The sequence below is a fragment of the Prosthecobacter sp. genome, from assembly GCF_014879935.1.
Classification (GTDB): domain Bacteria; phylum Verrucomicrobiota; class Verrucomicrobiia; order Verrucomicrobiales; family Verrucomicrobiaceae; genus Prosthecobacter.
In genome coordinates this window covers 30049-52085 of sequence record NZ_JACSRD010000215.1, presented here as the reverse complement: position 1 = coordinate 52085, position 22037 = coordinate 30049, and the positions used below count along the sequence as shown (strand labels likewise).

22 protein-coding genes are annotated in these 22037 nt (G+C 62.3%); 14 read left to right on the top strand and 8 right to left on the bottom strand.

The genetic code is table 11. From position 1 onward, the window contains the following. Window positions 1-173: 173 nt before the first annotated feature. Entirely contained in the window at window positions 174-1574 is a 1401-nt protein-coding gene (locus IAE77_RS24705) for a sulfatase (protein WP_294232456.1), read from the top strand. Here IAE77_RS24705 and IAE77_RS24700 read toward each other — a convergent pair whose 3' ends face one another. Then, entirely contained in the window at window positions 1575-2174 is a 600-nt protein-coding gene (locus tag IAE77_RS24700; RefSeq protein ID WP_294232455.1) for a lysophospholipid acyltransferase family protein, read from the bottom strand. It lies immediately after the preceding gene. A 75-nt stretch (window positions 2175-2249) separates the two neighbouring features. On the opposite strand from IAE77_RS24700, the gene IAE77_RS24695 reads away from it, so the two are divergent. The 10 genes from IAE77_RS24695 (at window position 2250) to IAE77_RS24650 (ending at window position 12016) form a co-directional block, all read left to right on the top strand. Next, on the top strand, window positions 2250-2465 hold the full coding sequence (locus IAE77_RS24695) for a hypothetical protein (RefSeq protein WP_294232453.1): 216 nt from the start codon (window positions 2250-2252) through the stop codon (window positions 2463-2465). After that, on the top strand, window positions 2426-2938 hold the full coding sequence (locus IAE77_RS24690) for a nucleotidyltransferase (RefSeq protein ID WP_294232452.1): 513 nt from the start codon (window positions 2426-2428) through the stop codon (window positions 2936-2938). Before IAE77_RS24695 ends, IAE77_RS24690 begins: the two co-directional genes overlap by 40 nt. After that, window positions 2935-3339: a hypothetical protein gene (locus tag IAE77_RS24685; RefSeq protein WP_294232451.1), complete on the top strand. Its 405-nt coding sequence runs from the start codon at window positions 2935-2937 to the stop codon at window positions 3337-3339. Before IAE77_RS24690 ends, IAE77_RS24685 begins: the two co-directional genes overlap by 4 nt. Before the next feature lie 16 nt (window positions 3340-3355). Beyond that, a complete protein-coding gene (locus tag IAE77_RS24680; protein ID WP_294232449.1) occupies window positions 3356-5554 on the top strand; it encodes a heavy metal translocating P-type ATPase in 2199 nt (732 codons plus the stop codon). 84 nt (window positions 5555-5638) lie between these two features. Then, window positions 5639-5800: a hypothetical protein gene (locus tag IAE77_RS24675; RefSeq protein ID WP_294232447.1), complete on the top strand. Its 162-nt coding sequence runs from the start codon at window positions 5639-5641 to the stop codon at window positions 5798-5800. A 43-nt stretch (window positions 5801-5843) separates the two neighbouring features. Further along, entirely contained in the window at window positions 5844-7220 is a 1377-nt protein-coding gene (locus tag IAE77_RS24670) for a hypothetical protein (protein ID WP_294232445.1), read from the top strand. Between the two features lie 93 nt (window positions 7221-7313). Continuing rightward, window positions 7314-8201 carry a DUF475 domain-containing protein gene (locus IAE77_RS24665; RefSeq protein WP_294232443.1) on the top strand — a complete coding sequence of 296 codons (888 nt, stop codon included), beginning with the start codon at window positions 7314-7316 and terminating at the stop codon, window positions 8199-8201. Between the two features lie 315 nt (window positions 8202-8516). Next, window positions 8517-10187: a HAMP domain-containing sensor histidine kinase gene (locus IAE77_RS24660; RefSeq protein WP_294232442.1), complete on the top strand. Its 1671-nt coding sequence runs from the start codon at window positions 8517-8519 to the stop codon at window positions 10185-10187. Then, a complete protein-coding gene (locus IAE77_RS24655) occupies window positions 10184-10867 on the top strand; it encodes a response regulator transcription factor (protein ID WP_294232440.1) in 684 nt (227 codons plus the stop codon). The genes IAE77_RS24660 and IAE77_RS24655 overlap by 4 nt, the downstream gene beginning before the upstream one ends. 72 nt (window positions 10868-10939) lie before the next feature. Further along, complete coding sequence (locus tag IAE77_RS24650; RefSeq protein ID WP_294232438.1) at window positions 10940-12016, top strand: membrane dipeptidase; 1077 nt, start codon at window positions 10940-10942, stop codon at window positions 12014-12016. A gap of 4 nt (window positions 12017-12020) precedes the next feature. Here the strand turns inward: IAE77_RS24650 and IAE77_RS24645 are convergent, their stop codons facing one another. Next, window positions 12021-12860 carry a hypothetical protein gene (locus tag IAE77_RS24645; RefSeq protein WP_294232436.1) on the bottom strand — a complete coding sequence of 280 codons (840 nt, stop codon included), beginning with the start codon at window positions 12858-12860 and terminating at the stop codon, window positions 12021-12023. A gap of 123 nt (window positions 12861-12983) precedes the next feature. On the opposite strand from IAE77_RS24645, the gene IAE77_RS24640 reads away from it, so the two are divergent. Beyond that, complete coding sequence (locus IAE77_RS24640) at window positions 12984-14381, top strand: caspase family protein (protein ID WP_294232434.1); 1398 nt, start codon at window positions 12984-12986, stop codon at window positions 14379-14381. 6 nt (window positions 14382-14387) lie between these two features. Here IAE77_RS24640 and IAE77_RS24635 read toward each other — a convergent pair whose 3' ends face one another. The 3 genes from IAE77_RS24635 to IAE77_RS24625 form a co-directional block, all read right to left on the bottom strand. Further along, window positions 14388-14690 carry a hypothetical protein gene (locus IAE77_RS24635; RefSeq protein WP_294232433.1) on the bottom strand — a complete coding sequence of 101 codons (303 nt, stop codon included), beginning with the start codon at window positions 14688-14690 and terminating at the stop codon, window positions 14388-14390. A gap of 70 nt (window positions 14691-14760) precedes the next feature. Beyond that, window positions 14761-16464, bottom strand: a complete 1704-nt coding sequence (locus IAE77_RS24630) for a hypothetical protein (RefSeq protein WP_294232430.1) — start codon at window positions 16462-16464, stop codon at window positions 14761-14763. A 74-nt stretch (window positions 16465-16538) separates the two neighbouring features. Then, window positions 16539-17273 carry a pseudouridine synthase gene (locus IAE77_RS24625; RefSeq protein WP_294232428.1) on the bottom strand — a complete coding sequence of 245 codons (735 nt, stop codon included), beginning with the start codon at window positions 17271-17273 and terminating at the stop codon, window positions 16539-16541. 89 nt (window positions 17274-17362) lie between these two features. On the opposite strand from IAE77_RS24625, the gene IAE77_RS24620 reads away from it, so the two are divergent. Beyond that, window positions 17363-18085 carry a L,D-transpeptidase gene (locus IAE77_RS24620; protein WP_294232427.1) on the top strand — a complete coding sequence of 241 codons (723 nt, stop codon included), beginning with the start codon at window positions 17363-17365 and terminating at the stop codon, window positions 18083-18085. A 2-nt stretch (window positions 18086-18087) separates the two neighbouring features. Here IAE77_RS24620 and rsgA read toward each other — a convergent pair whose 3' ends face one another. Together rsgA and IAE77_RS24610 are read right to left on the bottom strand one after the other, a co-directional pair. Continuing rightward, window positions 18088-19209 (bottom strand): ribosome small subunit-dependent GTPase A, encoded by a 1122-nt coding sequence (gene rsgA / locus IAE77_RS24615; protein WP_294232425.1) that lies wholly within the window; start codon window positions 19207-19209, stop codon window positions 18088-18090. After that, window positions 19206-20729, bottom strand: a complete 1524-nt coding sequence (locus tag IAE77_RS24610; protein WP_294232422.1) for a glucan biosynthesis protein — start codon at window positions 20727-20729, stop codon at window positions 19206-19208. The genes rsgA and IAE77_RS24610 overlap by 4 nt, the downstream gene beginning before the upstream one ends. 100 nt (window positions 20730-20829) lie before the next feature. On the opposite strand from IAE77_RS24610, the gene IAE77_RS24605 reads away from it, so the two are divergent. Next, a complete protein-coding gene (locus tag IAE77_RS24605) occupies window positions 20830-21453 on the top strand; it encodes a DUF2238 domain-containing protein (RefSeq protein WP_294232417.1) in 624 nt (207 codons plus the stop codon). Here the strand turns inward: IAE77_RS24605 and IAE77_RS24600 are convergent. After that, window positions 21443-22036, bottom strand: coding sequence for a family 16 glycoside hydrolase (locus tag IAE77_RS24600; protein ID WP_294232415.1), 594 nt, complete (start codon window positions 22034-22036; stop codon window positions 21443-21445). The two genes, IAE77_RS24605 and IAE77_RS24600, sit on opposite strands and share 11 nt — an antisense overlap. Window position 22037: the final 1 nt, after the last annotated feature.

The following is a 22037-nucleotide window of genomic DNA, read 5'->3' as shown; positions in this document are numbered from 1 at the left end:
TCGCGCCGCGACCCTGATAGAGATTGGGTTCTGAGCGTTGTCCCAATCCATCAACCTTGATGGCATTGGGCTTTAGCCGACCGTTTGGGGCGTTCGTAAGCCCCCAGATCGGCTAAAGCCTGCACTCCAACTCACCGGAAGGAAGCTGCCCGGCGCTTCGTTCACGCCCCATCGTGAAATCGCTCGTCCTCGTCCTCCTTTCGTCATTCGCCATTCTGCATTCATCCTTTTCGGCACAGCCGAACGTCCTCCTGCTCATGTCCGACGACCTCGCGGCCACGTTGGGCTGCTACGGACATCCGCAGGCGAAAACGCCGAACCTCGACGCGCTCGCCAAACGCGGTGTGGTCTTCAACAAGGCCTTCTGCCAGTTCCCGCACTGCAATCCGTCGCGTTCATCCATGATGACGGGCATGCGACCAAACACCACGCGGGTCACGAACAACGAGGACAACCTCTACAAGAACCATCCCGGCGTGCTCACGATGCCGCATCACTTCCGTGAAAACGGTTACGCCACGGCCCGCTGCGGCAAAATTTTCCATCTGGGCGTGCCGAGCGGCCTCGAAAGCATGGACGATCCGCAAGGCTGGGACTTTGGCACGCCCTTCAAAAGCGAGCTGCCCTTCCCGCCGGATCGCAAAAGCAGCGTGCAGGTGAAGCGCGGCAAGAAAGAAGGCCTCGGCTGGCAGGAGATCCCTGGCGATGACGATCAACTCGTCGATGGCGTCTTCGCCAAAACGGCCATCGAATGGCTCGGCAAGCGGGAGAACAACAAACCCTTCTTCCTCGCCGTCGGCTTCCATCGGCCTCATTTGCCGCTCGTGGCTCCGGCGAAGTATTTTGATCTGTATCCCTTCGAAAGCATCACGCTGCCCGAAGCGCCCGCCGACGACGAAGCCGACATCCCCGAGCCCGCACGCAACGGCGCGGTGCCCGGCTACGCGCTCACCGCCACGCCCGAGCAGCGACGCGCCGCCATCCGCGCCTACCTCGCGTGCGTGAGTTACGTCGATGCGCAGGTCGGTCGCTTGCTTGAATCGCTCAAACAGGCCGGCCTCGATGACAACACGGTCATCCTCTTCACCTCCGACCACGGCTGGCACCTCGGCGAGCACGGTTTGTGGCACAAACGCAGCCTCTTCGAGGAAAGCGCCCGCGTGCCCTTCATCCTCGCCACGCCCGGCATGAAAACCGCCGGCCAGCGCAGCGACAGCCTCATCGAGCTCACCGATGTCTTCCCGACGCTTTGCGATCTCTGCGGCGTCTCCGCGCCCAAGCAACTCGAAGGCAAAAGCCTGCGTCCCTTCCTTGAAAACGCGTCCACCGAGCTCCACGATGCCGCCTTCACCCAGGCCCGCCGCGGCAAAAACGCCGAATTCTGGGGCCGCACGATCCGCACCGCCCGCTGGCGCTGCACCGAATGGAACGAAGGCCGCGACGGCATCGAACTCTACGACCACGACACCGACCCGCACGAGTACACCAACCTCGCGAACGATCCGAAGCATGCGGAAGTGCTAAAAGACCTGCGTGCGAAGCTGGCCGCGAAGTTGCCACCGATTCAGCGGTGATCAGTGTCGCAGCGCCATCACCGCTTCACGTGCTCGCGTGAGGAAATCCGGCTTCGTCTCGCCTTCCTCCAGCCGGATCGGCGCACCGAAGGTCACGCTGCCGAGCACGGGCACGGGCAGGATCTCGCCCTTTGGCAGGATGCGGTTCAAATTCTCCATCCACACCGGCACCAGCTCCACATCCGGCCGCTTTCTCGCCAGATGAAACAGCCCGGGCTTGAACTGTTGCGGCTCCGGCGAGGTCTGGCGGCCTCCTTCGGGAAAAATGATCAGCGAATGCCGCTCACCGAGCGCATTGACCATGTCATCGAGCGGATTGCACTCGGGCGTCGGCTTTTTGCGCTCAATGAGCACCGCATTGAACACGCGATACGCCAGAAACGGCCGCACGCGACCCACCGACCAGTAATCCTTCGCGCCAATGAGTCGCGTGAGCACCCGCACCGGCGGAGGCAATGACGCCCACAGCACCGGCCCATCGAGATTGCTCGTGTGATTGGCGAAATACACACGCTGCTTCAAATCCGGCCCACATCCCTGCCAACGCGCCACCGAGCCCGAAAACAGGCGCAAGGCTCCGGCGACGAGGTGGGTGGTCATGGCATGCATTGTGTGCGGTCCGCCCGCGCTTGTCACGCACCTTGCAACTTCACCTGCCACGCCTACTTTCGCGCCATGCAGCCCAGACCCGTCGTCAATGTGGAGGAGTTCATCGGCAAGACCGTGGGCCGCCGCGTGCCGCCTTCCGGCGCCGGCCTCCAAAAGACGCTCAATCAGGTCATGGCAGGCCAGAAACGCGGCATCTGCCCTCGCGGCGTGTATCGTTTCAAAACCCACGAGGAGGCGGATGCATGGATGACGAGAATGATGAACCGCAAGCGGGCGAGCTAGTATCGCGTGCTCCCACGGAGGACGATCTGGTCGCCATGTGCCGTCTGCTGAATGCCAGCGGGGCACGCTACATGATCGTCGGCGGCTTCGCCATCATGTATGCCGGCTATGGCCGCACCACGGGTGATGTGGACCTTCTCTTCGATACCAGCTCCGAAAACGAGGCCAAGGTTTATCGCTGCCTGGAATCGCTGCCGGACAAGGCCGTGCTCCATCTCCAGCCCGGTGAGGTGGAAAAATACACGGTCGTCCGTGTGGCGGATGAGATCGTGATCGACCTCATGAAATCGGCCTCCGGCATTGTTTACGATGAAGCGTCCAAGGATGTGGTCATTCGTGAAATCCAAGGTGTTCCCATCCCCTTCGCCTCTCCTCGATTGCTCTGGCGTATGAAACGCAGAACCTATCGTGAGAAGGATCTCGCCGATTTGATCTTCCTGCGGCAGCAGTATCCGGAGGTGACGAACGAATGAAGCGCTGCCTTTTCAGTGTGTTCGTGTCCGTGCTGGCTGGCGTTTCCCTGGTTGGTTGTTCGAACTCCAATCCAGTCGTTCCAAACAGTTATGCCTTCGACAAAACGCGTTCATGGCGGCCTCAATTTGAAAGCATCAAGCTCGATGATGGAATTGATGCGGCGGAAGCCGACCTTCTTGCCACATTATATTTTGCCCGTTACGAGGGCATGTGTGGGGCAAACTTTCCAGTGATTCGCGACAAGGGTCGATGGCGCGCTTTGACCGTGGTTGGCTACAGCGGAACAGCACAACCAGACATCTTTGTGGATGCCAAGACAGGTGTGATCAGCCACAAAGGGTATCCTGATTCGGTCCCACCATGGCGAGATTTGCGCGAGATGTGCCGAATTCTCAATTAGCCATCGCAAGTTGCCAATGCCCAACACCCCCGACAACACCTGGATCGCCGCCATCGAGTCCTTCCTCCTCGACGAGCCGTCGGTGGAGGCGATCCGGTTGAATCCGGGGTCGAAGAAGGTCGAGATGGCGACGCTGGGGCGGGTGGATGGCGAGTTGCTCCAGGCGAAGCTCGCGGAGGTGTTGCGCAGCATCGACGCAAAATGGCTCAAGGAGGTGCCGGCGCACACGGCCATGTTTGATGTGAGGCAGACGGGCGGCGTGATGCAGATTGGGAAGCCCTCCTGCCCCACGGCGCCGAAATTCTGGAAATGGCGCGAGTTTGAATGGCCGGAACCGGATGAGATCGAGCAGGCGCGTGAGAATGAGTGGCGCATGCTCGCGCTGCAGGCGGCGGTTTGCGGCGTGGGGCTGGTGCTGGGCTGGATTTTCGGCCATCCGGCCTTTTTCATCGTGTCGCTCGTCGCGGGCGGCTGGGACGCGGCGAAGGATGCGTGGGAAAACATCCGGGAAGGCCGGCTCGACGTGCATTTTCTCATGCTCGCCGTCGCATTCGGCGCGGTGGCGATTGGCGCTTGGGAGGAAGGAGCGCTGCTGCTGTTCCTTTTCTCCACCAGCGGTGCTTTGGAGCATTTCGTGCTCTACCGCACGCATCGCGAGATCAATTCGCTCACCAAGGCCGCGCCCAAATTCGCGCATGTGCTCCTTCCCGACGGTCAAACCGAGGACCGGGATGTGCATGCGCTGCGCGTCGGCGATGTCATCGTGGTGAAACCGGACGAGCTGTTCCCCGTCGATGGCACGGTGACCTCCGGACTCACCGCGGCGGATGAATCGACGCTCACGGGCGAGGCGCTGCCGATCACGAAGGAGACCGGCGCGGCCATTTTCGGCGGCACGCTGAACCTTTGGGGCCTCGTGCAGGTGCGCGTGGACCGTCCCGCCACGCAAAGCGCGCTCTCGAAGATCATCACGCTCATCCAGACGGCCCAGCACATGCGGGCGCCGAGCCAGCGCTTCACGGACCGCTTTGGCACGCGCTACACGATTCTGACGCTCGGCATCGTGGCGGTGATGTTTTTCGTGTGGTGGCTCGGTTTTGGCATTCCTCCCTTTGAAAACGCCGCCGCGTCGAAATCGTCGTTTTATCGTGCGATGACGCTGCTGGTCGTCATGAGCCCCTGCGCGCTCGTTTTGTCGATCCCATCGGCGATTCTGGCCGCGATCGCCTGGGGAGCGCGACGCGGCGTGCTCTTCCGCGGCGGCGCGGCCATCGAAAAGCTCGCGGAGGTCGATGTGGTGGCGATGGACAAGACGGGCACGCTCACCGAGGGCGAACTGAAGGTCACGAAGATCGAATCCTTCCCCGCTGGCCGCGAAAACGACGTTTTGCGCATCGCGGTGAGCCTCGAATCGAACTCGAATCATCCCATCGCCCGCGCCATCACGCGTCATGGAGAGGGGCAGGGCATCCTGGCTGAAAAACTGGCCGAATTTCACTCCATCGCCGGACAGGGCCTACGCGGGCGCACGGAGGCCGGTCTGAGCTACGTGGGCCGGCGTGAACTCGTCAAAGACAGCGCGCTCGGAGATGCTCTGGCGGGCGTTCCGGACGCGCCGCTGGGCTTCAGCGAGGTCTGGGTGCTGCATGAGCAGATTGTCGGCCGCATTTTGCTGAAGGACGAGGTGCGCCCCGGCAGCCGCGCCGTGCTGGAACAGCTCTCCGCGGACGGCGTGCGCACCGTGATGCTCACCGGCGACCGCCGCGCCGCCGCCACCGAGGTCGCGAAGCAGCTCGGCCTCAGCGAAGTGCGTGCCGGGCTGCATCCCGAGGACAAAGTGGCCGCCATCCGTGAACTCACGCAGCAAGGCCGCAAGGTCGCCATGGTCGGCGATGGCGTGAACGACGCCCCGAGCCTCGCCGCCGCCTATGTGAGCGTCGCCATGGGTGCCCGCGGCAGTGATGCGGCGCTGGAGCAGAGCGATGTCGTGTTGATGCAGGACAAGATCGAAAAACTGCTCTCCGCCCGCCGCATCAGCCAGCACGCCCGGCGCATCATCCAGCAGAACATCGTCATCTCCCTCGGCAGCGTCATCGTGATGGCCGTGGCGTCGTTGTTCGGCATCGTTCCGCTCACGCTCGGTGTCTTGACGCACGAGGGCAGCACGGTGGTGGTGTGTCTGAACAGCCTGCGGCTGCTGTTTGAGCGGGAGTGAGGCTGAATTGCGTTTTTCCGCAGGGAAAAACTCCGTGCTGGACGATTCCGCGCTTTTCTTCATAGAGTGACGGAAATTCCCGGCATGCGCATCCTCAACAAAGTCCTCTGGACCCTCGCGTTCCTCGTCGCCACCTTCTTCTGGATGGTGCTCTTTGAGCACGGATTCACGATGAAGGGGCTGACGGAGGGCACTGGCGAGGAATTGCGCGCGCTCGGCGCATGGTTTGGCGGAGCAAAAAAATGACCGCCGCCCGTCTCTTTTCACTCAACCCAGACACCAAGGAATTATGATCGTCCAGGAAGCCGAACTCGACCCCAAATACCAAGCCCTTTGGAAAAAAGCGCTGATCTCCGCGGAGCGGAAGAACTGGGAATACGTCATCGACCAGGTGCTGCCCATCGTGACGGCCAACCTCGGTTTCCTCGACGGCCGCAAACTGCTGCGCAGCGCGGAGGGCGAGTTCGTGGGCGGCGCCAAGAAGGGTTTCGGCCTGGGCGGCGGCCTGTTCAAAGGGGGCTCGAAGAAGGAGCCGGCAGAGCAGATTGCTGATCTTGAGGAGAACACCTTCCGCAAGGACCCCTTCAGCCAGAGCGCGAACGAGCAGCTCTACGACCTGGCGATGAAGATCCACTTCCCCGAGCTGGCCGCCTTCGCGCTGGAGACCCTGCGCCGCGGGCACCCGGAGAACACGAAGAACATGCACAAGCTGGCGCTGCACTACATGGCGCACAACGAGCCTGAAAAGGCCGGCGAGGTGTATCGCTCCATCGTGAAGATCGACCCGCGTGACATGGACGCGAACAAAGGTGAGAAGGACGCCGCCGCCAAGAGCTCGATCAAAAACCAGGGCTGGGGCGCCGAGGGTGACTTCCGCAAGGCGATGAAGGACTCCGGCGAGGCCGCCAAGCTCGAAATGCTCAACCGCCAGGGCATGACGAAGGAGCAGATGGAGCAGTTCCTGGCCGAGACGATCGACCAGTACAACGCCGACCAGACGAACATCGTCGTCGTGAAGCGAATGGCCGACCTCTACGAGCGCCTGGGCCAGATCGACAACGCCCTGATGTTCTACGATTACGCCCTGAACACGCTGAATCCGGGCGATGTGGCGCTGCAGCGCAAGGTCGAGATCATCCGCGACAAGGTGCAGGACAAGCAGATCGAGGACTACGAGCGCGAGATCGAGGGCGATCCCGACGCGCCTGACATCGAGGACAAACGCGCCCAGGTGGCTGAAATCCGCCGCCAGCGCTCCGCTGTCGTCATCAACGAGGCGAAAGGCCGTGTGGACCGCAACCCGACGGACAAGACGCTGCGCTACGAGCTGGGCCAGGCCTTCTTCAACGCCGGGATGTACACCGAGGCCATTCCCGAGCTGCAGCAGGCGAAGTCGAACCCGAACATGCGCATCAAGGCGATTCTCATGCTCGGCCGCTGCTTCGAGCGCAAAAACATGAACGACCTGGCCAAGACATCCCTCATGGAGGCCGCGAAGGAGCTGGTGGTGATGGACGCCATCAAGAAGGAAGTGCTCTACGAACTGGCGCACGTGCTGGAGAAGATGGGCGACAAGCCTGCCAGCCTCGAGGCGCTGAAGGAAATCTACAACGCGGACTACGGCTACAAGGACGTCGCGAAGCGCGTGGAGTCCTCCTATTCCTGATTTCCGCATCGTTCGGGTGGCGGCCAGCCGGTTGTTTCATTCGCCTGATTTGGCGCTGGAAAGATCGGGCCTGTCCGCCATGATTCGCGCCCGATGATTCCCGACCTCCTCGCCGCCGCCGACCTCTGGCAGACCGTCAAAGACGGCATACCCGTCGTCATGGCCCTCATTTTGATTGAGGGCCTGCTTTCCGTGGACAACGCCCTGGCGATTGCCGCCATGGCATCCCACCTCGACCCGAAGCAGCGCAAGACGGCGATGACCATCGGTTACGCGGGTGCCTACGGATTCCGCATCGTGGCGCTGCTGACGGCCGGATTCATCATGGGGAACCACTGGCTCATGCTGGCCGGATCGCTTTACCTCGTGTGGCTGATGTGTGCCCACTTCGCGGAGCAGGAGGATGCGGCTCCGGAGGAAGGGGAGGTGGTGAATGTGAGCCATCACAGCTTCGGCACCACGATCGCGATGATCGCCTTCCTCGATCTGAGCCTGAGTTTTGACAACGTGGTGGCCGCCGTGGCCTTCGCCCGCGACAGCAAGGTGCTCGTCTATGTCGGCGTGACGCTGGGAATCATCACGCTGCGTCTGGTGGCCGGCTACTGCATCAAACTGCTCGAAAAACAGCCCTGGCTGGAGCACACGGCTTTCCTGCTGGTCGGTTTTGTCGGCATGCTTCTGGGGCTGGAGCTCTATTGGGACCACAGCATCAAGCAGGTGGTCGAACTGGGCGGCTTCAAATTCATCAGCGAGGCGGACGGGCACTACCACCTGGCCAAGGCGGTGAAATTCACCGGCATCATCGCCATCATCCTGCTGCACCTGGGTTATGAGAAGGTGCCCACGCTGAAAACAGTGATGCGGCCGCCCCTGCGTCTGCTGTTGCTTCCGGCAGAATTGTTTGCGGGCATCGTCGGAGCGGTGTTTCTGGCGATTTCGTGGCCTTTCCGGGCCGCTTGGGGTGCCCTCCGCAAAAAGTGAGCTCCTTGGCCGTCCGCTGGGAAGGCAAGAAGGGAAAATGTGGCGTCGGCGAAGGCTTACAAAGTCCTTACAACCCTCTCACATCATGCTGACCCGCTTTTCTGGAAATGCGTAAAAATCTCCACAGATCAACGGAACGCGATTTCGGCGCTGACCTCCGATCACCCCTTTCTTGAAGTGTTGTTCTCCTTCTGGCTGTTGGAAACACCGTGAGTCAACCGGGGCGGACCTCAAAGTCCGCCCCGGTTCTTTTTATGGATTTTATAAAATTGAGATGACCAAATAGACGACAGGGCTAAATTATCGCCCTGCTTCATGGTCCAGCGCCGCTCCACGATCCTGTTTATCATCCTGGTGATTCTCCCCCTCGCCCTGCTGGCGTGGCTGGGCACTTATCTGATCCGGGATGCCGAAAAACGCACGGATGCGTCCATGCAGGCGGTGTTGGCGGAGCGTCTGAGCTCCTCCGACCATCACCTGCTGCACGACATGCGCCAGCTCACGGACCGCCTGGATGTCTGGGGTGCTCAAAGCATCGGTTCCGCCCGGCTGATGGCCCAGCGGCTGGCCAGCCATCCATGGGTCGCCCAAACATGGTCCGCCGCTGGAAAAGACGCCGCTTCCGAGAACTTCGAGGGGAAGGCACCCTACGATGCAGGGGAGGAATTCAACGGACTTGAGCGCCTCACGGCCCTGTTCAACGCCACCCAGAGCCCGGACAGCATGCCGCAGTTTTCGCTCGCCCTTGATGATGGCGGACCGCCGTTCCAGCGCGTGCGTGTGGCCGGCGGCTTCTCCATCGGTCCCCGCTCGTCCATGTGGATGACGTACCTGAAAATGCATGGCTACCACATCGACGACAAACCGGTGGCCGCCGAGGCCCCGCTGACCTGGAGCGGCTGGCACGTGGGCGACTCCACCTTCATCTACTGGCATCGTTTTGCCGATGGAAGCCTCGCTTGCGCCCTGATGAATCCTCAGATGCTCATGAACTCGCTGTTTCAGCGCCTTCCCCAGCCGGGCCTGGCGACCCCGCCCGGCCGCATGATGCTGACCACGGTCACTGGCATCCCTTTGCATGAATGGGGAAAGAAACTTCCCGGCTCGGAAGGCCCGCCTGCGGCACATCGGGCTTGTTCCGAGCCCTTGTCCCAGTGGGAGATGGCCTACACACCTGCAAACGAGGAATTCCCGAAGCCCTACCTCTTTCCCATCCTCCTGGGCGTCGGCTCGGGCATCGTCCTGGTGTTCGTCGTCGGCTGGCTGTACTTCCACGAAAGCGCCCGGGAGATCCGTGTCGCCCAGCAGCGGGTCACCTTTGTGAACCAGATCTCGCATGAACTGAAGACGCCGCTGACGAACATCCGGCTCTATGCCGAGATGGCCGCGCATCGTGCCGAATCCAACGGCGACAGCATCGCCAAGCGCCAGCTCGGAGTCGTGGAGGCCGAGACCTCCCGCCTCGACCGCCTGATCCAGAACGTGCTCAATTACGCCCGCCAGCAGCGTGACAAGCTCACCATCCAGCCCCTCCCGCTGGACCTCGATGCCAATGTCTCCCGCGTGGTCGAGTTCTGGAAGCCGCTGCTGGAAAACAAGGGCTTCGAGATCGTCACCTCCTTCAACGGGCCGGGCACCGTCAAAGCCGATCCCGACGCGTTGGAGCAGATCCTCGGCAACCTCATCTCCAACGTCGATAAATACGGCAACAGCGGCAAATGGATCGCCATCCGCACCGAGCACGACGAACGCCACACGCGCGTCATCGTGGAGGATCACGGCCCCGGCATTCCCGCGAACAAGCGCCGTACGGTCTTTGAGCCCTTCGAGCGCCTCCGCTCCGACCTCGCCGAGGGCGTCAGCGGCACCGGCATTGGTTTGACCATCTCCCGCGAACTGGCACAGTTGCACCGCGGCTCGCTCACTGTCTGCCCGAACTATCGCGACGGCGCCCGATTCATCCTCACCCTCCCGAACCAGTCATGACCAAGATCCTCATTGCCGAAGACGACGACCACACGCGCGACGCCCTGCGTGAGGTGCTCACCATGGAAGGCTACGAAGTCATCCCCGCCGGCGACGGACTGCAGGCCGTGGATTTTTTCCGCGTGGAGAATCCTGACTTCGTCTGTCTTGACGTCATGATGCCCGGCCTCAATGGCTACGAGGTCTGCAAACAGATCCGCAAACAGGACGAAAAGGTGCCCATCCTCTTCCTCACCGCCAAAGCTGAGGAAATCGACACCGTGCTCGGCCTCGAACTCGGTGCTGACGACTACATGACGAAGCCCTTCGGCGTGAAGGAGATCATCGCCCGCATCCGGGCCATCCTGCGCCGCACCGCCTCCCGCGGCGCTGGCAAGACGGACGACGATTTCACCATGGACGATCTCCGCATCGTTCCCACCGAGCTCCGGGCCTATCGCGACAAGCAGGAGATCCAGCTCAGCCCGCGTGACGTCAAAGTCCTGCGCCTGCTCTTTGACCGCCGTGGCAAGGTCATCGACCGCAACACCCTCGCCGACGAGGTCTGGGGCGTCGATTACTTCCCGGAAAGCCGTGCGCTCGACCAGCACATCTCGCAGCTCCGCAAACGCATCGAGAAAGACCCCTCCCAGCCGCGCATCATCCGCACGGTTCACGGTGCCGGTTATCGCTTTGAATGACGCATGACACAAATTCCGTAGAGTGGCCCTCCATTCGTCATTCTGCATTCCGTCATTCGTCATTTCAGCCTCATGCTCACCTTCGACGCCCACCTCGACCTCAGTCTGAACGCCCTCGGCGGCTTCAATCGCGACCTCCGCCTTCCTGTTCATGAAATCCGGCGTCGTGAGGCCGGAATGACCGGCAAAGGCCGCGCTGGCGGCACCACGGCGTTTCCGGAGATGCGCAAAGGCAAAGTCGGCGTGTGCGTCGCCACCCAGCTCGCCGGTTGCATGCCTGGCGTGTCACCGATTGCCAACTGGATGTCCCCCGAGCAAGCCTATGCCGAAACCCAGGGTCAGCTCGCCTGGTATCGCGCCATGGAGGAAGACGGCCACATGCGCCAGATCACCAATCTCCGCGAACTCGATGAAGCCGTCGCCCTCTGGACGGATGACAGCATTCCGGACGACACGAAGCCGATCTGCTACATCCTCAGCCTCGAAGGAGCCGACAGCATCCGCAGCGTCGGCCATCTCGAAGATGCCTATGCGCAGGGCCTTCGCGCCCTTGGACCCGCGCACTACGGCGTCTGTCGTTATGCGCTCGGCCACGATCAGGTCGGCCCGCTGCGCCCCGGCGGCAAAGAATTGATCCAGGAGATGGACCGCCTCGGCATCATCCTCGACGTCACCCACCTCAGCGACGAATGCTTCTGGCAGGCGCTCGACATCCATCACGGCACCGTCTGGGCCAGTCACAGCAACTGCCGCTCCCTCGTTCCCGATCCGCGACAGTTCAGCGATGAGCAAATCAAAGCCCTCATCGAACGCGGAGGCGTCATGGGTGCCGCGCTCGATGCCTGGATGATGATCCCTGGCTGGGTTCGTGGCAAAACCACCCCGCAGGAGGCCGGACTGAAGCTCGAAGTCATCTGCGATCACATCGACCATGTCTGCCAGCTTGCTGGAAACGCGCTCCACAGCGGCATCGGCACCGATCTCGACGGCGGCTACGGCATTGAGCAGACGCCTGAGGATCTCGACACCATCGCCGACCTCGCCCGCATCCCCGCCATGCTCGAAAAACGCGGCTACAAGCCCGAGGACATCGCCAACATCATGCACGGCAACTACCTCCGGCTGCTGCGCGAGGCGTGGGCGGAGTGATGGATCACGGCTCCCCGACGGTCGGATGCTCGACCACGGCCGCGGTCGTTTTGACCGCGCGTGTCAGCACCTCACGTGGCTGTTTGCCGCTGGGCACCGGTTCATAGGCCATGCCTTTGTAGCGCAGCGGCTTGTAGCCAAGTTCCAGCAGCGCCGCGAGCGGGGCCTGTTTCAGCCCCGGCTTCCAGTAATCAGGAGCGCCGCCCGTCTCATAGTAGTAGATCCACGTGTGCTGCGGATCGAACCAGCCTGCGCACAGGATCACATGCCGTCTGGGGATGTTCAGCAGGTCCCCGGCACGCAGGTCCTGGGCGCTGGGCAGCTCGTTGCACACGGCAGGAAGCTGCGAGGTGTCATGCACACGCGGCAGTTTCAGGCACCGCGACACAAAGCCGGAGCAGTCCACTCCTGCCGCCCGGTCGCTGACGCCAGCGTTGTCAGCCCGGCGCTTCTCAGGGGACGACACATCCCCGCCAGCGCTGCCATTCGCGATGGCGGCATCGAACGACGCCGGATCATCAAAGCCGCCCCACTTGTAGGGAATGCCTTCGTTCACCTGCCCCGGCACCCACCAGCCACGCCGTTCATGCTGCGGTTCGTGTGTGACGTCCGGCGTGTTGACGAGAATCCCTTTCGCGTCCTTCCCATGCAGGATGTTCGACGCAAACGGCCGCCAGGCATGCCGTGTGAACGACTGCGCGATCTGCATCGCCTCATCCGGGGTCACTTGCGACGGGGCGGAAGGATCTCCCGGCACCAGTTCGGCCACCGCAGGGCCTTTTCCGGCATCCGATGCACAACCGGCCGCCAGCAAGATCAGTGTCACAACAGGAACGAATCGCATGAGGGCGAATTCTGGGCAGCAGAGACAGGCCGCCAACGAAAAACCTGGCCCCGACAGCTTCTCTGCCGCCGCCGACCATCATTTCTCTTTTCGTTTTCTCCAACTGCTCCCAAAATCCGGCCCATGCGTTCCCTTCCCCGCCTCGCATTGCTTATCTGCCTGCTGCCCATGGCCCTGGCCGCCCAGGTTTCGCGCACTGCCCTCGTGATCGGCAACGCCAGGTATGAAGCCAGCATCGGACCGCTGCGCAACGCGGTGAACGATGCAAAAGCTGTCGCCAAAACGCTGCGCGGCCTCGGTTTCACCGTGATCGAGGAGCACAACCTCACCCGCGACGGGTTGCTGTCCGCCGTGATGGACTTCCGCAAGCAGCTCAAAGGTGCCGAAGTCGCGCTGTTCTACTTTGCCGGCCACGGCATCAACGTCGCCGGCTCCAACTACCTCATTCCCGTGAAAAGCGGCTACGATCCGGCGGACGCGGACGACACAGCCCTGCGGCTCCTCGCCGAGACCCGGCTGTTCAACGCCGAGCAGGCTGTGGCCGAGATGAACGCCGCCGGTGCCCGCTGCAACCTCGTCATCCTCGATGCGTGCCGCAACACACCCATCGCCCGCAATCCGCGCACACGCGATGCCACGGGCGCAGGCGGCCTGACGGAGATGAAACCGCCCGCCGGATCGCTCATCGCCTTTTCCACCGACGCCGGACGCACCGCGCATGATGGCGAAGGCTCCAACGGCCTCTACACCGAGGAACTGCTCAAGCACCTGCGCACACCTGGACTCACCATCGAGCAGGTCTTCAAGCGCACCCGCGCGGGCGTGCTGGAGCGCTCGAACGGCGGGCAGATCCCTGCCGAGTACTCACGTCTCGTTGGCGACGACATTTATCTGGCCGGCCCGTCAGCGCCTTCCAGCCCGCCTGTTCCACCGGTGATGGCGGCTGCAACGCCCGCAACCGATCCATCCCGTGCCCTGGCCCCCGGCAAGCCACCCGTTCTCCCGACGGCCAAGGAAATTGCCCAACTCGCCGATTCGGGCCAGGCGGCCGAATGCATCGCTGCCTTGCAGCAAGTGGCCGCAAGCCGGGGCCCTGGCGATTTTGCCGTCGCTCCGCTCGAAACGCTCCTCGATCAGGCCAAGGACGCGCTCAAAGAAGCCACCGAACCTTCGCTGAAGGTCGAATCGGCCATGCAGATCTGTGAACTGGCGCTCACGGCCCTGCGCGACTGCCTGCTGCCGGATCATGTGAAAAAAGCAGCGCTCACCGCCAAAGCCCAGAACCGTCGTGGCGACTGCCTGCTGATCTTTGGCCGCACGGATGACGCCCTCGACGCCTACAACGCGGCTCTGACGCTCACGCCAGACGACGCCTACATTTTATACAATCGTGGTCGTGCTCATCAGGCGCTCGGCAGCACCGACGCCGCCCGGGCGGACTTCACTGCCGCCTCCAGCGACAAGTTCAAACAGCCCGGCGCCAGGAAGCTCGCCCTGGAAGCCCTGGCCTCGCTCAAGTAGCACTGCTCAACGCGGAATCGCCGCGTCCACCTTGTGCCGCCAGCTTGCGAAGACGTCGCTGGCCACCTCGTGCGCTTCGCCGGCCTCGACATGCTCCGTGACGGTTTGCGGGGCTGGCAGCCAGGCGGCGGAGGCCGTTTCGCCGATGTGCGTCTGCTGCTCGCTGCGCAGGAAGGCCCGCAAGTTCACCGTGAGCTTGTTTTCACGCCGGTCGTGATTCGCAACGGCCTCGGCGCAGACTTCGTGGGTGACACCGTCGATTTCGACCGTGCCTAAAACTTGGGTGGCATCGAGAAGGGCGTGAAGCATGCGGCAACAAACGGCCGCAGGATGCGAAAGCGACAGGATTCTTCGCGTCAATCTTGGCTGTTGCCACCAATCACCTGCCGGAACGCAGTTTCGCGAGCGTGGAGACCATGACCTTGGCGAAGAGATAGTTCTTCAGCGGGCGGTTCTTGAGACTGTCAACCTGCTGCGCCCAGAGCTGCTCCAGGGCGCTGATCGCGGCCGGCGTCTGCTCTGCGATGGCCTGCGTGAGCTTCACGGTGATCGGGTCGATGTCATTGCGCACGTTGATCTCGCCGATGTTCGAGAAGCGGCCCACGAATTCCCGCGCCAGAGCCTGCGCACCGGCTCTGTCATTGCCGTTGAACAGGCTGACCATGCGGCCGTACTCCTCATACGCCACCCAGTTCCGCCGCTGCCGGACCGGGGCGTATTTCACCGCATCCTCGTTCTTCCCCAGCGCCACGCAGGCGAAGGCGATCTTCCACGTGTCGTAGTCGTAGGTCGGGTTGGCCTTGCTGCGCTCGTCCTGGACCTGCATGCACTGCTTCAGGCTGGCTTCAGCCTGGGCGGTCTGGTTCTGCATCATCTGGCAGGGAATCAGAGACAGCAGCGATTCGGTGACATTGCCGGTCATGCGGGATGCCTCGGCACGTTTGGAGTTTTCCTGGAACAGTTTGGCCGCCTGCGGGTAGTTGCGCAGGCCGAACTCCGCCGTGCCGAGCTCCTGATGAAAGAGATAAGTGCTGCGGAAGTCGCTGCCGTCCGCCGGGAGCAGCGCGTAGGCCTCCGAGAGCGTCTTTTTCGCGCTGGCGAAGTCGCCCGCGTCATTCTGGCTGCCCGCCAGGTCGATGCTGTAGGCCAGGAGCTTCTGCTTGTCCGCGCTGAAGTGCTGGCGGGCATGCTGCAGGGCCTTCAGGTGGTATTCCGGCGCCTTCGCATAGCTGCGTGCGTAACCACGGAGCGTGCCCATCTCGTTCCAGCACGCGCCGAGCTGCTCCGAGGTCTCGCCGTAGAAGTTGGTGGTCAGTTGCACCGCATAGCGCTCCTGGGCGGCGGCCAGATCCGGCAGGCCGGCGTTGAGCAGGGCGTAGTTGAAGTGCGCGGACCGCAGGTTGTACGACACCAGCTTGCTGGAGAGGAAGGTGCGGAAGAAACCCGACTTGTCCGTCCGCACACCGGTGCCCAGGTTTTTGCCCGCGAGGTACCAGCCGCCCGGTTTCTGTCGGGAAAGCAGCGTCATGCCCACCCGCTTCTCCGGCAGAAGGATGCCCTGCGCATGAGGGTAGTAGGGGAAGGCCTCGTTCGTGGCGAACACCGTGCCGTTGCCGTCCAGCACCTCAAACTTCCCCGCATGCACCCGAGCTGCCTTCCAGAACGGATGCGTGGTGAACTGCACCTCCAGCGGTGCCGCGGCTGGGCTTTCAGGAAGCTTGGACGGTCCCTGCGCATCCTTCACCGTGAACTCGCTCATCTCATCCATGCTCGCGAGCGCGAAGCTTTGCAGATCGTCGGAGAACACGAACACCTGGATGACGCCCGAGTTGAAGTCCACCCGGATGACGCCGGGTTCGACATGCGTCAGCTTCACCAGCGTGGTCGTGACACGCTCGGTGCTGTCCAGGATCTCGATCTTGTCGGCGTGAAAACGCAGCTCCGGATAGTTGGTGAAGGTGCATTCCCACTTCTTGTTCACGATCTCGGTCAGAAAGGCCTCGTGGCTGGCCAGCGCCGGATGTCGTGCCTGGCCGAAAACAGAGCTGGCCAGCATGGAAAGGAGAATCAATGCGCGAAACATGCCGCCCCTTATCCCGGACGCCAGGGAGGCGTCAAGCGTTCTGCCGGAACTTCATCCGCGAAACACACAACCCCTCACCGCGCAGGTTTCAGCGCGGCGATCTCAGCGCGCGTCAGCTCACGCCATCGGCCTTTCGTCAGGTTCCCAAGCTCAAGCCTGCCGATCTTCACCCGCACCAGACGCAGGACCCCGAGCTCAAACACCTCCAGCAGGCGGCGGATGTGCCTGTTGCGTCCTTCATCCAGCGTGAACTCCAGCCAGGTGTTCTTCTCGCCTGTGCGCAAAACGGTCACGTTCTTCGCGGCGAGCCGCTCGTCTTCCACGTCCACCCCCGTCTTGAGCCTCTGGAGCAGCGCAGCGTCCGCCTGGCCGTCAATCTGCACGTGATAGACCTTGTCCAGATGGGTGGCGGGATTCGTGACCGCGTCGGCCCAGGCATTGTCATTGGTGAAGAGCAGCAAACCCTCGCTCGCCTTGTCGAGCCGGCCGACGGGCGAGAGATGCGGCAGCCTGGCGCCCTCAAAGCACGAAAACACCGTGTCGCGGCCGAGTTCGTCGGACGCACTCGTCACCAGGCCGCGCGGTTTGTTCAGCATGACGTAAACCGACTTCGCCTGATTGATGCTCACGTCGTCCATCGTGACGATGTCCTGGCCTAAAATGACCGGAAACTCCGGATTCTTCCGCACCACGTGGTTCACGCTCACCTTGCCCATGCGAATCAGCTCCATGGCACGGCTGCGTGAGCAGAAGCCGAGTTTTGAAAGGGCGCGGGCGAGTCCGGTGCGGCTGGTGGAAGGTGGAGGCATGACGCAGGATTAGCGCAGCAGAAACCGTTTTGCCGTGGGAATCTCATGCAAGACATGCCTGGGACGCCACAACCTGCTCCTCACATCCCATGCAACGGCGCTTCTGCCTGCCAATCCTTCTTCAATGCCTGGTGGCGCTTCTGTCGCTCGCCAGTCCGGGTGCCTCGGTGGGCGGGACTCTGGAGGCCATCACTTTTCACGCGGAGTCCGGAAAGTGGTTCCTGCCAGTGGATGAGGCGGCGGACGAGCTGAAATGGCCGCTGCGACGCGACGACATGGGCAAAGTCTTCCAACTGGACGATGCCACCATCCTGCCAGGATCGCTCCGCTGCCTGCCCGACGGCACGGAGCTGGTGAGCACCGAGCAACTGGCCCTGGCAGGCGCCGAAGTCACCGCGCCGGATGAGCAAGGACGTGTGCGCGTGGGCGGCTTCTTCCGCGGGTTCACGCTCGTGGTGCCCGGCCAGCGCGTGGTGGTAAGCTTGCAGAAGCAGCAGCTCCACGCCTGGCAGGGAGAACGGCTGGTGATGCAGACGCGCATCAGTTCCGGCCGCAATGGACGCACACCCGCAGGGGAGTTTCGCGCGGGTCCGTTCCGCAGCGTGATGCACCACTCCACCCTGTATCAAAACGCGCCCATGCCCTGGAGCGTCCAGATCCATGGCAATGTCTTCATCCATGGTTTCAGCAGCGTCCCCAACTATCCGGCCTCCCACGGCTGTATCCGGGTGCCGTTGACTGAGGGGAATCCGGCAAAGTTCTTCTATGAGTGGGTGCTGGACGGCACCACGGTGACCGTGACGAAGGACTGACCTCACGCCCTCGGCTTCAAATCACGCTCAATCTCCTCACGATCGACCTTGTTGCGCGCCTTGATCTTGTGGTCGCGCTTGTTGCGGCGTTCGACGGTCATCTGGCGCTTCTTGCGCTTCTTGCGCAGCGCGGCGATCTCGTCCTCCAGCTTCAAATAGCCTTCGTAACGCGCCGGATCGAGCGTTCCGGCCTCCACCGCGCCGCGGATCGCGCATCCGGCGTCCTTGCCGTGCTTGCAGTCGTGAAAGCGGCATTGCAGCGCGATGTCGTCGATGTCGGCAAAGCGTTCACGCAGCGTGGTCTCGTCGGTCCACATCTGCACTTCCTTGATGCCGGGGTTGTCGATGAGGATGCCGCCCTTTTCGAGCACCAGCAGCTCACGCGCGGTCGTGGTGTGGCGTCCTTTGCCGGTGACCTCGTTCACCTCGTCCACCCACTGCCAGTCTTCTCCGAGCAGCAGATTGACCAGCGCCGACTTCCCCACGCCGCTGGAGCCGATGATGGCCACCGTCTGGCCGCGTTTGAGGTGATCTTTGAGCACCTTGAGGCCCTTGCGCTTCTTCACGCTGGTCACATGCACCTCGGCATCCGCGTTCAGTGCCCGGATTTCATCCGCAGCGCCCTGATTCTGCTCGCCAGGATAAAGATCGGCTTTGTTGACCAGCACGACCGCCTTCGCCCCGCTGCGGGCGATCAGCGCAAAGTAGCGCTCCATGCGTCGCGGGCTGAAATCGGGCCCTGCGTCGGTGACGACGATCACCGCGTTCACATTCGCCGCAATGACCTGCTCCTCGGCGCTTTCCCCGGCCGCTTTGCGAGAAAAACAGGTCTGCCGCTGCAATCGGGCACGGATGACGTTGTCGCCGTTCTCACCTCCGACCTCCAATGCCACCCAGTCGCCGACCGCAGGCAGTTCGGCGTCCGTTTCGGCGTCGTGATACACCTTGCCGCTCAAGACGACCTCGAACTCGTCGAAGCCGTTCGCGCCGTCCTCCAGCAAAGCGCCGTAGCTGATCTTGTTGTCGCGGATCAGTCGCGCTGGTTTCCAGCCTTCGGCCCGGAACGGCTCGAACTGCCGCTCAAAGAACTCATTCCAGCCGAGATCGAGGAGGTTCAGCTTCATCGACGCCACTGGTACATCCAGCGTTCGGAGATCACTTCCTTGCCTGTTTTCAGCTCCATCATGATCTCCAGCAGGTTGGTCTTCTCGGGAATGTCGAGCTTGAAGAAGGCACGCCAGCCGCCGGTTTCGGTGTTCAACATCACGCGCTTGTCCACCACCTTGCCCTCGCCGCCGCTGAGCACCACGTCGATGTCCGGTGGCTGCGTCCGTTTCTGGTCGAATGGATTGAACCGCACTTCCCGTTGTTGAAAGTCGATGACGTAAAGATGGTCGTCCGAGTCCATCACAAAGCCACGACGTGAGCTGATCACCTTGCACAGCTTGCCCGGCTCGTGCTGGTCGAGCCAGTTGAGCTTGTACTCGACCTTCAGCGGCTCGGCTGGCGTCGCGGGCAGTTGATCCGGCTTCCACATCGCCACGATGTTGTCCCAGGTCTCCTCGCCGGTGGAAAGCTCCACCAATGTGACCGCACCTTTGCCGAATCCGCTCACCGGCTCCACCCACACCGCCGGACGGCGATGATAGGCCGCCTCCAGGTCCTGGAAGTTGTTGAAGTCACGGTCGCGTTCGGCCAGACCGAAGCCCTTCAGCCTGTCCGTCTCGAAAATGCTCAGACGCAGGTCGCGGCTGACATCCAGCGGACGCCAGATCGACGGCCCGCCCTCGATTTCGATCTGCAAACCGTCCGAGTCGTGAACCTCAGGCCGGAAATCATAAGGCTTCGGGCTCGAATTCTCGCCGAACCAGAACATGCTCGAGAACGGGGCGATGCCGAGCATCTTCACCGGCTTGCGCAGGTGCAGCGTGGCCTTGATTTTCATCTCCGTGGTCACCCCTGGCATCGATTCAAACTCATACGCGCCGGTGATGCTCGGCCCGTTCAGCAGTGCGAGCAGCTTGAACGACTTGTCGCCCGGCTTCGGCTGCTGGAACCAGAAATGTGTGAAGTCGGGGAACTCCTCCGGCTCGCCGCCGATCGTGTTCACCGCCACGCCGCGTGCCGAGATGCCGTAGCCCAGCTCGGTCGTCACCGCGCGATAGTAGCTGGCGCCCATGAAGACCATGAACTCGAACGGTCGCTTCACCAGCGAGTCCGGTGCCAGCACACGAAATCCCGCGTAGCCCACCGGATTCTTCGCATCCGCAGGCACCTTCAGCTCGCCATACTCAAAGTGGCTGCGATCGAACGGCACATCCACCGTCTTCGTCGCCTGCATGTTGTAAAAGACGACCGGCTTCTTGAACATCCAGCCCGGATGGAAGAACTCGATGCGATACGTGTCGCCGAGGTCGGCGAAAAGCGCCTTGTCGCGCAGGAAGCGGATCTGGCGGTGCCCGTCGTATTTCAGACCCTCAAAGAACGGATCGAGCTGCTGCGACGGTGCCTGGTAAGGCTGTGTGGCAAGCTGCGCGGCCACTTTTTCCAGATCACTGAAGCTTTTCACCGAATCCAGCGCCACCTGTGACAGGGCAGGCGAGGCGAGCAGCGACAGGACGGAAAGCGGGAGGGGCAATTTCATGCGGGGGGAGCGGCGCTAGGATGCAGCACGAGGGATGCCAGTCAACCTGAGTGGCAGGAAGCTCTTGCCACAGGGCGGGCAGCCCGGCCATGATGAGGGCATGAGCACCTCTCCTCCCGCGAAGCTGCTGCCGGTCTTCCTGTTCAATGCCGCCTACATCGCCCTGGCCGCCTCGGTGTCGGTCTCGCGTGGCAATCGTGAGTTCGTTTTCTACATCGTGGTCATGCTCGTGCTCATCGCCGTGATGAGCCTCGTTCACCGCCGCGTGAAGCTGACTGCCGGCCTGCTGTGGGCCTTTTCCGTCTGGGGACTGGCGCACATGGCCGGCGGTCTCTGTCCGCTGCCGTCCGGCTGGCCCTACAATGGCGACCACGAGGTGCTCTACAGCCTCTGGCTCATCCCCGACCTGCTGAAATACGATCAAATCGTCCACGCCTACGGTTTCGGCATCACCACGTGGCTTTGCTGGCACATCCTCCGTCAGGCGTTGCGACAGCCGGACGGCGGTTCCGTGCGGCCGACCTTCGGCATGCTGGCGCTCTGTGCTGCCGCAGGCATGGGCTTCGGTGCTCTGAACGAGGTGATCGAATTCATCGCCGTGCTCACCATTCCGAACACAAACGTCGGCGGCTATGAGAACACCGGCTGGGATCTCGTGGCCAACCTCGTCGGCACGATCATCGCCGCGCTGATCATCCGCTTCCGAACCAGGATCACTGCGTGATCTTCAAGCCGCGGAACTCCAACGCGCCCGCTTTCTCGCCTTCCGGCCCGCCCGAGTCACCTCCCAGGCCAAACGTCAGCTTCTCCTCGGCAATGCAGTCGTTCTCGGCGGAAATTGTCTGCCCGTCGATCGTGGCGGACATCGTCGGGCCTTTGAAAACGAGTTTCACCTGATGCCACTCGCCCACGGCGAGTTTCGCAGGCGTTTTCAGCAGTTCCTTCGTCTCGCCTTTCTTCGGATGAGCCAGGATGCGGAGCTGATCCCTGCTCATCACGAGATGCACGAGGTGTCCTCGTTCCTGCGAGCCGTTGAAAATGACGCCGGCAAAGGTCGCCTTGCCTTCGAGGCGGAACTCGCACTCCACTGTCGCATCCTTCAGCGGCAGTTTGCGCATCTTCACCGGCCCATGACGACGTGCGCCGGACTCAAAACCGCGCAGGACGCCGTTTTCAGCCCTCCAGGTGCCCAGACCCCAGAACCAGTCCTTGGACAGGTCTTCTTTGAATGACTCCTGAAGCAGCACCGCCGGTTCAGCGGCGCTGATCTGGACGACGGCGAAAAGGATGGCAGCAAGAAGGCGCATG